Genomic DNA, 12864 nt, shown 5'->3' on the forward strand with positions numbered 1-12864 from the left:
GTTTACACTGGGGGTAATTCCACTCGGTGTTGAACCGGAGGCTTTATGATCCCAATGCAAAAAAACAACGGCTGTCGCTGCGGATGTCAGGGCAAACATGCGCCCGCATTACGTATCAACAAAATTGGCGCGATGGCCCGGCCCAGCACACATCCGGCGGGCTGCTGTAGCGAAAAGGCCACACTGGCGGTTTCCGCCTGCACCAGCACAGACAGTTGCTGCGCGCCAGAAACAGGTGAGCACTCACAAACCTCTGACGATGGCAGCGCAGAAGGCTCGCCGGGCGAAGACGCCCCCGGCGCACCGCTTTCCGGCAGCCAGCAATACAGCTGGAAAGTGGAAGGGATGGATTGCCCGGCCTGTGCGCGTAAAATCGAAAAAGCCGTGTCTGGCATTGACGGCATCAGCCGCGCCAGAGTGCTGTTTGCCACGGAAAAACTGGTGATTGATGCCGGTCTGGATATCTCCCAACCCGTGCAGCATGCCGTGATCGCCGCAGGTTTCACCCTGCAATCCCTCGATAAAAAACAAAATATCCCGCAACCGGAAGCGTCACGCCTGAAAGAGGCGCTGCCGCTGATCGCCCTCTCGGCGATGATGCTGCTGAGCTGGGTTCTTGATCACGTCAGTCCGCAGGCCGGTCAGATCGCGTTTATCGCCACCACGCTGGTCGGGCTGTGGCCGGTACTGCGTCAGGCGATCCGCCAGACCCGCGCCGGTTCGCCGTTCGCCATCGAAACGCTGATGAGCATCGCCGCGCTCGGTGCCCTGTTTATCGGTGCCACTGCCGAAGCCGCCATGGTGCTGCTGCTATTTATGGTCGGCGAACGCCTGGAAGCTTTTGCCTCCAGCCGGGCGCGCAGCGGGGTGAAATCGCTGATGGCGCTGATCCCGGATACCGCCGTTCGCGTGGTAAATGGCCAGGCGGAAACCGTGCCGGTCAGCAGTTTACGCCCCGGCGACATCATTGAAATTGCGGCAGGCGCACGTCTGCCTGCCGACGCCATTTTACAAAGCGCGGCCAGTTTCGATGAAAGCGCACTGACCGGTGAATCGGTGCCGGTGGATCATCTGCCCGGCGAAAAAGTCCCGGCGGGCAGCCTGTGCGTTGACCGGCTGGCACGCCTTGAAGTGGCTTCCGCACCGGGCAACAGCGCCATTGACCGCATCCTGCAACTTATCGAAGAAGCCGATGAGCGTCGTGCGCCCATTGAGCGTTTCCTCGATACTTTCAGCCGTTATTACACGCCGGTCATTATGCTGATGTCGCTGCTGGTAATCATCGTTCCGCCGCTGGCGATGGGACTGTCGTGGGAAACCTGGATTTATCGCGGCCTCACGTTGCTGCTGATCGGTTGTCCGTGTGCGCTGGTGATCTCCACACCTGCGGCGATCACCTCCGGGCTGGCGGCCGCCACGCGTCAGGGCGCGTTAATCAAAGGCGGCGCGGCACTGGAACAACTGGCGCTGATTGAAACCGTCGCGCTGGACAAAACCGGCACGCTGACCGAAGGCAAACCGGAAGTCACCGACGTGTTACCGCTGAACGGTGCCAGTGAAGGCGAAGTGTTATGTCTGGCCTCGGCGGTGGAAGAAGGTTCGCATCACCCGCTGGCGCAGGCGATTTTAGCCCGCGCAAAAACCGGCAATCCGTTACCGCTCACCGCACAAGATCGGCGCGCGCTGGCCGGTTCCGGCGTGGAAGGCGTGGTGTCAGGCCGTAAAATTCAGGTGCTGGCACCGAAAAGTGTGGCAGGAAACAGCCTGACGGCAGAAACCCTTGCGCAAATTACGGCGTGGGAATCCAGCGGGAAAACCGTGGTGGTGGTATGGCAGGAAGACAGCGCAATCGGGCTGATTGCCATGCAGGATCGCCTGCGCGATGACGCCCATGAGGCATTGCAGAAACTCAAGGCGCTCGGCGTATCGGCGGTCATGCTGACCGGCGACAATCCGCGTGCGGCAAAAACCATCGCTGACCGGCTGGGCATTGATTTCCGCGCGGGCTTGCTGCCTGCGGATAAAGTCTCGGCGGTCACCGCGCTCAATGCGCAGAAACCGGTGGCAATGGTCGGGGACGGCATTAATGATGCCCCGGCGATGAAAGCCGCGACGATCGGTATTGCGATGGGAAGCGGGACGGATGTCGCGCTGGAAACCGCAGATGCGGCGCTGACCCACAACCGTCTGAGCGGGCTGGCGCAGATGATCAGCCTGTCACGCGCCACGCGGGCGAATATCCGTCAGAACATCACGATTGCGCTGGGGCTGAAAGCGATTTTTCTGGTCACCACGCTGATGGGGCTGACCGGATTGTGGCTGGCGGTGCTGGCGGATTCCGGTGCAACAGCACTGGTGACCGCCAATGCGCTGAGGCTGTTGCGCAATAAGTCGAAATAACCCGTCAGGGCTGAGCCATCAGCCCTGTTTTTCTGCCAACCCTTTGCACAGCAAATAGCGGTACGGCACGCTTTCGGTATCCGACGCCAGCAGCGTATGTTCCATAAAACGGCAGAAACCGGGGATATCGCGGGTGGTGGCCGGATCATCAGCGATGATCAGCAACGTTTCGCCGTCTTGCATGGTGCGTACCGCTTTACGAACCATCATCACTGGCTCGGGGCAACGCAGACCCAACGCATCAAGCTGATGGTCAGGATTGATAAAGGGGTCGGTCATTTCGTGTCTCAACATCTACATACGTGAATGGGCGGTTGTTTGGCAAAGGCGGATAGTTTAACCCGCTGGTTTTCTGGCGCAACAAACACGGCTCATTGCGCTAAAATTAACCATGGGATCTGTTGCGCAAACGGTGCGCAAACAGGTACTATGCGCGCCGCATTGATTATCTGCCATTGCTAAGACCCCAGTAATTGGAGTTGCAGCAAGGCAGCAAGCGAGTAAATCCCGATGAGCTGACTGAAGTCAGTGATTCGGGTTTGCGAACACCGCTAACGCCGCTGCGGCTTCAAGGACGCAGGGTATTTGGGTTCCCTCACCCCAATTTTTCACAAAAAAAGGCCACATCTATGTACTCCTTTACTGCTCAGCAGCGGTTTTCCGCGCTGATATGGCTTTCGCTATTCCACATCGCCATCATCACCTCCAGTAACTATCTGGTTCAGTTGCCCGTTTCCATTTTTGGTTTCCATACCACCTGGGGCGCGTTCACTTTCCCGTTTATCTTTCTGGCTACCGACCTGACCGTGCGTATCTTTGGCGCACCGCTGGCGCGACGGATTATTCTGTCTGTGATGGTGCCGGCTCTGGCCATTTCCTACATCATCTCGGCGCTGTTCTTTGAAGCGCAGTGGCAGGGCGTAGACGCGCTCAACAGCCTGAATATCATGGTTGCCCGCATCGCCACCGCCAGCTTTATGGCGTATGTGCTGGGGCAAATCCTCGACGTTCATGTGTTTAACCGCCTGCGCCAGAACCGCCGCTGGTGGATCGCACCGGTCGCCTCGATGTTCCTCGGCAATATCAGCGATACCCTGTCCTTCTTCTTTATCGCCTTCTACAAAAGTACCGATGCCTTTATGGCGCAGCACTGGGTGGAAATCGCGATGGTGGATTACACCTTCAAGGTCCTGATCTGTCTGGTGTTCTTCCTGCCGATGTACGGCATGCTGCTGAATATGCTGCTCAAACGTTTGTCCGCTCACGGCAATAACCCGCATTCTGCTGTCAGCGCGCACTAAAGCGGACCGCCGGAAAGACACAAATCGCGCCATAATCTGACTTGCATTTGTGGTCTGAATAGGTTGCCATAAAGACTGTTAAGTCAACATGTAAGCCTGGTGAACAGGCCACTTAAGGAAGCCCGATGCGTAATATCGCGAAAATGATGGGAATGGCAGTACTGATCGCCGGTCTGGCTGCGTGTGACGGTAAAACCACCGACGCACCTGCAGCGGATAAAGGCGCGCCAGCGGCCGCAGCAACGGCAGCCACCACGCCGGTCAGCCTGCTGGAAGGCAAAGTCACCTTCTCCCTGCCGCAGGGAATGAGCGACCAGAGCGGTAAGCTGGGCACGCAGGCCAACAATATGCACGTTTACGCTGACAGCACCGGTCAGAAAGCCGTGATTGTGATCCTGGGTGATAACACCACGGAATCGCTCGAGGTTCTGGCGGGTCGTTTACAGGATCAGCAAAAAGCCCGTGATACCAATCTCCAAGTAGTGACCAATAAATCCATTCAGGTGAATGGTCAGGATCTGCAACAGCTGGATACGGTGATCACCTCTGCCGGTCAGAAAGCCTATTCTTCTATCGTGCTGGGTAAAGTCGACAGCCACTTACTGACTTTGCAAATCACCCTGCCAGCCGATAATCAGCAACAGGCGCAAACTGACGCTGAAACCATTATCAGTACGCTGAAAATTCAATAAATTCAGTGCGTACGTAAATAGCAGGCGGAGCTTTGGCTCCGCTTTTTTTTGTTTCTTATTGACACCCTCGCTCACAAAATCGCCTCCCTTTGTAATAAAAATGTAACATTTCCGTCATAAATCACAGTTCGTTTGTGCGCGAATGGCTAAAGTGATGTTCGTTTTAGAACACACTGGATCCACCATTTCGTCCGTGGCTCATGATGAGTCCGACCTGATTTATGCCATCGGAGGCATTTATGCTCAGTATCTTTAAACCCGCGCCTCACAAAGCTCCTGTTGATGAGGCTCACGTCGATCCGCTTTACCGCCGTCTCCGCTGGCAAATCTTCATGGGGATTTTCTTCGGTTATGCGGCCTATTATCTGGTGCGTAAAAACTTCGCACTGGCTATGCCATACCTGATTGATCAGGGTTTCTCGCGAGGCGATCTGGGTTTTGCGCTCTCCGGGATTTCCATTGCTTACGGCATCTCAAAGTTCATCATGGGTTCGGTGTCTGACCGTTCGAATCCGCGCGTCTTTCTGCCCGCCGGTTTGATTCTGGCGGCCGCGGTGATGCTGTTTATGGGCTTCGTTCCATGGGCGACCTCCAGCATCGCCATCATGTTTGTGCTGCTGTTCCTGTGCGGATGGTTCCAGGGAATGGGCTGGCCGCCGTGCGGACGTACCATGGTGCACTGGTGGTCGCAGAAAGAACGCGGCGGCGTGGTGTCAGTGTGGAACTGCGCGCATAACGTCGGCGGCGGTATTCCTCCGCTGCTGTTCCTGCTCGGCATGGCATGGTTTAACGACTGGCATGCGGCGCTGTATATGCCCGCTTTCGGCGCGATTTTGCTGGCGGTGTTTGCCTTCATGACAATGCGCGATACGCCGCAGTCCTGCGGTCTGCCGCCGATTGAAGAATACAAAAACGATTACCCGCCGGACTATGTCAAAGAGTCTGCCGAGCAGGAACTGACAGCAAAACAGATTTTCATGCAGTACATTTTGCCGAACAAATTGCTGTGGTATATCGCGCTGGCTAACGTCTTTGTTTATCTGCTGCGCTACGGGATTCTCGACTGGTCACCGACTTACCTGAAAGAAGTGAAGCATTTTGCGCTGGATAAATCCTCGTGGGCGTATTTCCTTTATGAATACGCAGGCATTCCCGGCACGCTGCTGTGCGGCTGGATGTCGGACAAAGTCTTCAAAGGCAATCGCGGCGCAACTGGCGTGTTCTTTATGGTGCTGGTGACCATCGCGACGGTGGTGTACTGGCTCAATCCGGTCGGCAATCCGGGCATAGATATGGCCTGTATGATCACCATCGGCTTCCTGATTTACGGGCCGGTGATGCTGATTGGTTTACATGCGCTGGAACTGGCACCGAAAAAAGCGGCGGGTACCGCCGCAGGCTTTACCGGGCTGTTTGGTTATCTGGGCGGGTCGGTGGCTGCGAGCGCCATCGTCGGGTATACGGTGGATTACTTTGGCTGGGACGGCGGATTTATCGTGATGATCGCCGGTTGTGTGCTGGCCGTTCTGCTGCTGTTACTGACCATGCTGAGTGAGAACAAACATAAAGCGCAGCTGGCGAAAAACGCTTAATTAACGTTGATGTTCGTCGAAAAGGCACCGAAAGGTGCCTTTTCATTTTTTAACGCGACACTGCGGGGATCCGCCGCTGTTCCTCATCGAACAGCAACATACCGGACGTATTAAACCCGGCTGTTAGCGTCTCGGATTGGGCAAAAGAAAGCTGTCTGGAAGATTTGATTTTTACGCCATGCTCACCGAATCGCGCATACACCAGCGTTGAGTCGCCCTGCAATTCAGTGAAATCCACCGTCACGTCAAAATGATGATCCGTGGCTTCGTTCAGGCGCAACAACTCAGGTCGGATCGCCAGCGAAACGGACTGGCCCTCCCGCGCCGCCGGAAATTTATCCCCCAGCGGAAACCGTGCTTTTCCGTCAATCACCAGATGGCGGTCAATCACCTGCGCCGGGATCACATTGATTTTCGGCGTGCCAATAAAACCGGCGACAAACAGACTGGCCGGACTGTTGTAGAGTTCCACCGGCGTACCAATCTGCTCGATGTGCCCTTTGTTCAGCACCACAATCCGGTCGGCCAGCGTCATGGCTTCGACCTGATCGTGCGTCACGTAAATCATGGTGTTTTTCAGGCGGGTATGCAGCTGACTGATTTCCTGCCGCATCTGCACCCGCAACGCGGCATCAAGATTCGACAAAGGCTCATCGAATAAAAACACCTCCGGCTGCTGGACTATCGAACGGCCAATGGCGACCCGCTGACGCTGCCCGCCGGACAGGTTTTGTGGCAGCCGGTCAAGCATCTCATCAAGGCGCAGGATCTGCGCCGCCTGCTGAATGCGTCGTTCAATTTCATCCGGTGGCGTGCGGATATTCTTCAGGCCAAAGGAAAGATTCTGACGCACAGTCATGTGGGGATACAGCGCGTAAGACTGGAAAACCATCGACAGCCCGCGCTGACCGGCGGGCAAATCCGTGACATCTTTTTCGCCAATGCTGATGCTGCCGGACGTCAGTTCATCCAGCCCGGCAATCAGACGTAATAATGTGGATTTCCCGCACCCCGACGGCCCGACAAGAACCAGAAACTCCCCGGCATGAATATCGAGGGATAAATCAGGGATAACCGGCGCTTTATCATAATATTTCTGGATATTTTTCAGCGATAAGCCTGACATAACGTTGTCCTGTATGGAGTGAAGGGATTACGCATGGATAAGCGCGAGAAGCGCCCGGGTACTTTCAGCCAGCAATGAAGGAGACTGCCGCGTTTCCACGTTAAGACGCAGCAAGGGTTCGGTGTTGGAAGGGCGTAAATTAAAACGCCAGCACGCAAACTCCATACTGAGTCCGTCCGTTTCACTGATGTTCAGCGCCTGATTTTCGTAATGTTGACGAACCCTTGCGATCACCGTTTCTGGCAGCACAGCCGCAATGTTCAGCTCTCCCGATACCGGGAAAAGGGTTTTTCGCTGAGCGATCAGTTCTGACATTTTCTGAGAACCGCCGCTGAGTTGCTGTAACACCAGCAGGGCCGGGATCATTCCGCTGTCGCAGTAGCCGAAATCACGGAAGTAGTGATGCGCGCTCATCTCGCCGCCGTACAGGGCATTTTCGCTACGCATTCTTTCTTTGATGAAGGCATGACCGGTTTTGGTTTCGATGGCAACGCCGTGATGAGCATGGATAACATCGCGGGTATTCCAGACCAGTCGCGGATCATGAAGGATTTTCTCACCCGGCTCGCGCTGCAAAAACCATTTCGCCAGTAATCCGACAATGTAATAGGCTTCCACGTAGTCGCCCTGCTCGTCAAAGATGAAGCAGCGGTCAAAATCGCCGTCCCAGGCAATACCCAGATCCGCCTGATGCGCCCGTACCGCATCGCGTGTCGTCATGCGGTTCTCCGGCAACATCGGGTTGGGAATACCGTGGGGGAACGTGCCGTCCGGCTCATGGTGAATTTTTATCAATGTCAGCGGAATGCGGCGTTGCTGAAATGCCTCTTCCAGCGCATCCAGTGTCGGCCCCGCCGCACCATTTCCCGCATTGACCACCACGCGCAGAGGTCGTCCGTTTTGCAGCGTAAAATAGCTGAGCAGATGCGCAAGGTACGCCCGGCGGTTCGACACTTGCTGATAATGGCCGCGTTGCGCCGCCACCGCAAAGACCGGGTTTTCAGCCAGTTGCTGAATATCCTTTAATCCGCTGTCGCGGCTTACCGGCCTCGCCTCTCTGCCGACGATTTTCATGCCGTTGTAATTATCCGGGTTATGACTGGCGGTGATCTGGATCCCGCCATCGGCCTGCAAATCACGGGTCGCGAAATAGACCTCTTCACTGCCGGTCATACCGATATCGATGACGTCCGTTCCCTGATCCATTAATCCCCGTGCGACGGCCTGCTTGAGTGCAGCAGACGTCCGGCGGATATCACTCCCCAGCACCACCCGCTGCGGACGGTAAAATTGGGCAAATGCGGCGCCAATACGGCAGGCAATATCTTCATTGAGTTCAGAACCCAGCACACCACGAATATCATAAGCTTTAAAACAGGTTAATAAGGCCATATTTCATCCTGAAAATTGACATCAGTAATTCAGACTTCATGGCAATACCGGAAATATCAGGTCGAGCCACGTATAATCAGCGTAAATCCGAGATCGTAATCAATATTCGACTTTCCGCTTAATAACAGACTGGCGGCCATTTCGCCTTTTTTAACCGGATCCTGTGAAATGGTCGTCAGGGCAATTTCATTACCGGTGCGCGGTATATTATCGAAACCGGTAATAGCGATATCCTGTGGGACAGATAATCCCGCTTTGCGGCAATAATTCGCCGCACCCTGTGCAAATCGGTCGGACAGACAAATCAACGCGGTGATGGCCGGATTGCGTGCCAGTAATTCTCTGGCGGCCATTTCACCACATTCTTCATGGTGACGTGTCTCACAAAGAAAACAGGAATTCAGTGCAATATTTGCGGCAAGAAAAGTCTCCACGCAGGCATTTACCCGCGTGAGCATGACGTCATTATCCCCGGCAACAGGATCGGTCAGCGGCTTTATTCCCTTACTGCCCTGCAACGACGGAAATGAAATAATCCCGAATTCGCGGTGGCCTTTTTCCAGCAAGTGCTGGCAGATTTCATGCATCGCCTTGCGGTTATCAATCGACACGCTGCTGTGCGGCGGAATACGGAAATCCGTCGTCACGACCGGCACCTTTTTAGCCAGCGCTTTGGCGATGATCTGGTCGTTATTGTGCGTCGCATTGAGTATGTAGCCATCAACGGCCGTATTGATGGCGCTCACGCGCGGGCCTTGTTGGTTATGTAACGGGATCAGGATGAGGCTGACGCCTTCTTTGTCACATTCCGCAGCAATGCCCTGCATCAGTTGTACGTCATGCCTGTCGGTAAACGCATAACTGAGGGTGTCGTTAAAGATAATACCTATCGCATTCGATTTACCGGTGCGTAATGCCCGCCCCACATTATCCGGACCATAAAAATTCACCGAGTGAGCGTAATCGATAATTCGTTTTTTTAATGATTCTGACAACTTTCCCGGATTATTAAAGGCATTAGATACCGTCGTGTGCGTCACGCCTAATTCTCTGGCAATCGACTTCAGTGTTATCTTACTCAGTGTGAATACTCCCTGATGTTTAAATAATACAATCAAAACACAAGCACAGTATTAGACCGCCCACAGTTAGTCATAAGAAATTGTGTTTTGCAATGAATATAAAAATAAAGTTTAACGTTAAACAAAATCATTTGTGTGACGGCAATAACATTTATTCACCAAATGTCCATGCTAGCGTTTAAATAGAAATTAACTCATATAATAAAAATATGAATAATCCATAAATATAATTACGGATTATAAATCCAAACCTAACGGAAATAGGAATTCGGATGAAAACACTCAAACTGGCTGCTATTGCGGGGCTTACGCTATTAATTTCAGGTTGCGGACCGGACGAGAAAGATCAGACGGCGATAAAGATGTGGGTGGCGCCTAATATTACCCAGGAAAGATACTGGGGTGAAATCGTCAAAGAATGGAACAGCCATCCGGAAAACAGAAAAGTGGAATTCACCGCAATTCCGGCAGCGGGAAGTTCTGAAGAAGCCATTATGAATGCGCTGGCCTCAGGGACCGAACCCGACATCTCCACCAATATTTTTATTGGTTTCGCTAAACAGTTATCCGAACTCAAACAGCTTAATGATTATTCTAAAATGCCCGGTTTTCAGGAGCTGGTAGAAACCCGCCATATGGGCAAAGCCGTTTCCAGCTGGCAGTTCGGGGGCCAGCAAACCGTCATCCCGATTTATATCACCCCGATCGTCTACTGGTGGCGCGGTGATTTGCTGGCCGCTCAGGGATTTGATCATGTGCCGACCTCCTACGACGAGATTTACACCCTTTCCGGGCGTATGGCGTCAAGTAAGCAAGGCTATGGCCTGCAACTCACCAGCGGTAAAAACTGGTGGGATCGCTGGTTTGATTTTATTCCGCTGTATTACGCCGCCTCCGGGGGCAGCCCGTATCTTACGGATAATAAATCCACGTTCGATAACGAAGCGGGTGTGGAAGCCCTGAATTTTATGGGGAAAATGTTCGCCAACAAATGGACCAGCTACGACTTTACCGCTGCGGATGATCCGCTGGCGGCAGGTACCGTGCTGGGTGCGGTACGCGGTCCTTGGGATATCGAGCGTTATCAGAAGCAATTCCCTGAGGTGTTAAAAACCATCCGTATCGGCCCGATGCCGACGCAGTCAGGAGAACCCGGAGCGACGATGGCAGACAGCAAAGGGATCGTGATGTTCAGTACCTCGAAAGTGCAGGACGATGCCTGGAAATTCATTCAATGGGTATACAGCAATCCGAAGAACGACTTGCGCTGGCTGGAACTGACGGGGATGCCTCCGGCCAGGGAAGATCTGCAAAGTAACCCGGTATTCAGCGGTTACCTGCAACAGCATCCGCTGGTGAATGACATCGCATCTTATCTGCCGAAAGCCGTACCCCCTGCCGCCGTCACCAAAACGGTGGAAGTCCAGCGGGCAATGACGCAAATGATTGAAAAACTGGTGTTTGATAACAAACCGGTGCCGGACGCCCTGCATGCGTCATCGCAAGAGATTGACCGCGTGCTGGAGCAGTAAACCGATGATAAAACTGAAAGATTCCACCACCGGAGGCCTTCTGGCCTCCACTTATCTGGGATATTCCCTGATATTCTGGCTCTATCCTTTTATCTGGCTATTTATATTAAGTTTTACAGACTGGAAATTTATTGGTGTTCCTTCCTTCAATGGTGTGAAAAATATTCTGGCGGTGATGCAGAATCCTTTATTCTGGACGTCGATTTATAACGTATTTAAATTTTTGCTTTATTATCTGCCGATCGTGCTGATTTCTTCATTATTGTTCGCCTTTGGATTACAACGGATAAAATACGGCAAGGCGTTTGTCGCACTGAGTTTTTTACTGGCCAATGTGTCATCGGGCGTGGCGTATTCCATCGTTTTTTCGAAGTTATTCAGTGAGACCGGCCCGGTGAATACGTTTCTGATGCAATGGTTCGGGATCTCGGTTCCCTGGTTTACGCATCCTGATGTGGCGATGTTATCTGTTGCGCTGATTATCACCTGGAAATTTGTCGGTTATTACGGGCTTATTTTTTATTCCGGTTTGATCACCATCCCGAAAGATATTTACGACGCAGCAGAACTCGACCGGACCTCGCGCGCGGGGAAAATCTGGCACGTCACCTTACCGATGATGAATGCGCAAATCGTCATGGTGCTGGTGCTGGCCCTTACCGTCGCCTTTGCCATTTTCACCGAGCCGTATCTGATCACCGGCGGCGGGCCGCTGGAGAGCACCACCACACCGATGGTGGTGATGTATGAAGCCGCGTTCAGGCAGATGCAGCCGAGCTGGGCGGCCACGATGTCTATCATCGTCGCCCTGTTCAGTTTCTCACTGATCTGGATTGTCCGCCGGTGTCTTGAAAAGAAAATCGAGGTTGTATGATGAAGCCATCCACGTCACTTTCTGCGCCGGGAACACGCAAAAAATTCGGGTTTTCCTCCCTCGTGATCCATCTGCTGATGTTCACGCTGGCACTGACCTGGTTATATCCCTATATCTGGATGTTCATGGGGTCACTGAAAAAGACATCGGAAATATATACCACCGGCCTTTTCTCCGGCCATCTGTCTTTCGATAACTATGTCTTTTTATTTGACGGCTCAGGAAAAGCAGAAAAACCTTTTCTGCGCACATTATTCAACTCAATATTTATTACCCTGACGATCACGGTCTGCGTCACCCTCACGTCGTCTTTCATTGGCTATGCACTGGCGAAAATGGAATTCAAAGGGCGGGATATTTTTAAAAACCTGCTGATCCTGCAAATGGTATTTCCGGCCTTCATGTTTATTATTCCGCATTTCGTGCTGATCCGTGAACTCGGCCTGATGAATTCCTACGGGGCATTAATTTTGCCCTTTGTGATGAACGGCTGGGGGATATTTATGATCTCCCAAAGTTTCAAAGGTACGCCGAACGATTATATTCATGCCGCCCGGCTCGACCACGCCGGTCTGGTGAAAATTCTGCTTCACGTCATGCTGCCGCTGAATAAATCCATTCTCGCCATCGTCGCCTTGTTTACCTTCACCAGCGCCTGGGACAATTTTCTGTGGCCCCTGATCGTCATTCAGGACGCCAGCAAAATGCCGCTTTCCGTGCTGCTGGCGACGTTCAGTAAATCCTACAGCATTTATGTCGGCCCGGTGCTGGCAGGCTCCGTCGTACAGACCCTGCCGATCCTGATACTTTTCATTCTGTTCAGAAAACATTTTCTGCAAGGGATGTCACTTTCACTCAAATAGCAGGATGCGA

At 53.2% G+C, this 12864-nt stretch carries 11 protein-coding genes; 7 read left to right on the forward strand and 4 right to left on the reverse strand.

Annotated features, from left to right (window positions below):
- The first annotated feature begins 45 nt into the window (after positions 1–45).
- Positions 46–2400, forward strand: coding sequence for a zinc/cadmium/mercury/lead-transporting ATPase (locus EDF78_RS23270; RefSeq protein WP_133823990.1), 2355 nt, complete (start codon positions 46–48; stop codon positions 2398–2400).
- 18 nt (positions 2401–2418) lie between these two features.
- Here EDF78_RS23270 and tusA read toward each other — a convergent pair whose 3' ends face one another.
- Positions 2419–2679, reverse strand: a complete 261-nt coding sequence (gene tusA / locus EDF78_RS23275) for a sulfurtransferase TusA (RefSeq protein WP_013577478.1) — start codon at positions 2677–2679, stop codon at positions 2419–2421.
- A gap of 350 nt (positions 2680–3029) precedes the next feature.
- Here tusA and EDF78_RS23280 point away from each other — a divergent pair, with 350 nt between their 5' ends.
- From EDF78_RS23280 to glpT, 3 genes are all read left to right on the forward strand, one after another.
- Positions 3030–3701 (forward strand): 7-cyano-7-deazaguanine/7-aminomethyl-7-deazaguanine transporter, encoded by a 672-nt coding sequence (locus EDF78_RS23280; protein WP_095924224.1) that lies wholly within the window; start codon positions 3030–3032, stop codon positions 3699–3701.
- Positions 3702–3826: 125 nt separating this feature from the next.
- A complete protein-coding gene (locus EDF78_RS23285) occupies positions 3827–4393 on the forward strand; it encodes a DcrB family lipoprotein (RefSeq protein WP_095924223.1) in 567 nt (188 codons plus the stop codon).
- 239 nt (positions 4394–4632) lie between these two features.
- Positions 4633–5985 (forward strand): glycerol-3-phosphate transporter, encoded by a 1353-nt coding sequence (glpT, locus tag EDF78_RS23290; protein WP_095924222.1) that lies wholly within the window; start codon positions 4633–4635, stop codon positions 5983–5985.
- 49 nt (positions 5986–6034) lie between these two features.
- On the opposite strand, the gene ugpC is transcribed toward glpT, so the two are convergent.
- From ugpC to EDF78_RS23305, 3 genes are read right to left on the reverse strand one after another with little or no spacing between them, the layout of a single operon-like run.
- Positions 6035–7111: a sn-glycerol-3-phosphate ABC transporter ATP-binding protein UgpC gene (gene ugpC, locus EDF78_RS23295; RefSeq protein WP_133823991.1), complete on the reverse strand. Its 1077-nt coding sequence runs from the start codon at positions 7109–7111 to the stop codon at positions 6035–6037.
- A 27-nt stretch (positions 7112–7138) separates the two neighbouring features.
- Entirely contained in the window at positions 7139–8503 is a 1365-nt protein-coding gene (locus tag EDF78_RS23300) for a phosphomannomutase CpsG (RefSeq protein WP_133823992.1), read from the reverse strand.
- Between the two features lie 56 nt (positions 8504–8559).
- Complete coding sequence (locus EDF78_RS23305) at positions 8560–9618, reverse strand: LacI family DNA-binding transcriptional regulator (protein ID WP_233432923.1); 1059 nt, start codon at positions 9616–9618, stop codon at positions 8560–8562.
- A 239-nt stretch (positions 9619–9857) separates the two neighbouring features.
- Here EDF78_RS23305 and EDF78_RS23310 point away from each other — a divergent pair, with 239 nt between their 5' ends.
- From EDF78_RS23310 to EDF78_RS23320, 3 genes are read left to right on the forward strand one after another with little or no spacing between them, the layout of a single operon-like run.
- Entirely contained in the window at positions 9858–11117 is a 1260-nt protein-coding gene (locus tag EDF78_RS23310; protein ID WP_133823993.1) for an ABC transporter substrate-binding protein, read from the forward strand.
- A gap of 4 nt (positions 11118–11121) precedes the next feature.
- On the forward strand, positions 11122–11991 hold the full coding sequence (locus tag EDF78_RS23315) for a sugar ABC transporter permease (protein ID WP_095924218.1): 870 nt from the start codon (positions 11122–11124) through the stop codon (positions 11989–11991).
- Complete coding sequence (locus tag EDF78_RS23320) at positions 11991–12854, forward strand: carbohydrate ABC transporter permease (protein WP_165497976.1); 864 nt, start codon at positions 11991–11993, stop codon at positions 12852–12854. Before EDF78_RS23315 ends, EDF78_RS23320 begins: the two co-directional genes overlap by 1 nt.
- Positions 12855–12864: the final 10 nt, after the last annotated feature.

The organism is Rahnella sp. BIGb0236 (assembly GCF_004364755.1).
Lineage (GTDB): Bacteria > Pseudomonadota > Gammaproteobacteria > Enterobacterales > Enterobacteriaceae > Rahnella > Rahnella victoriana.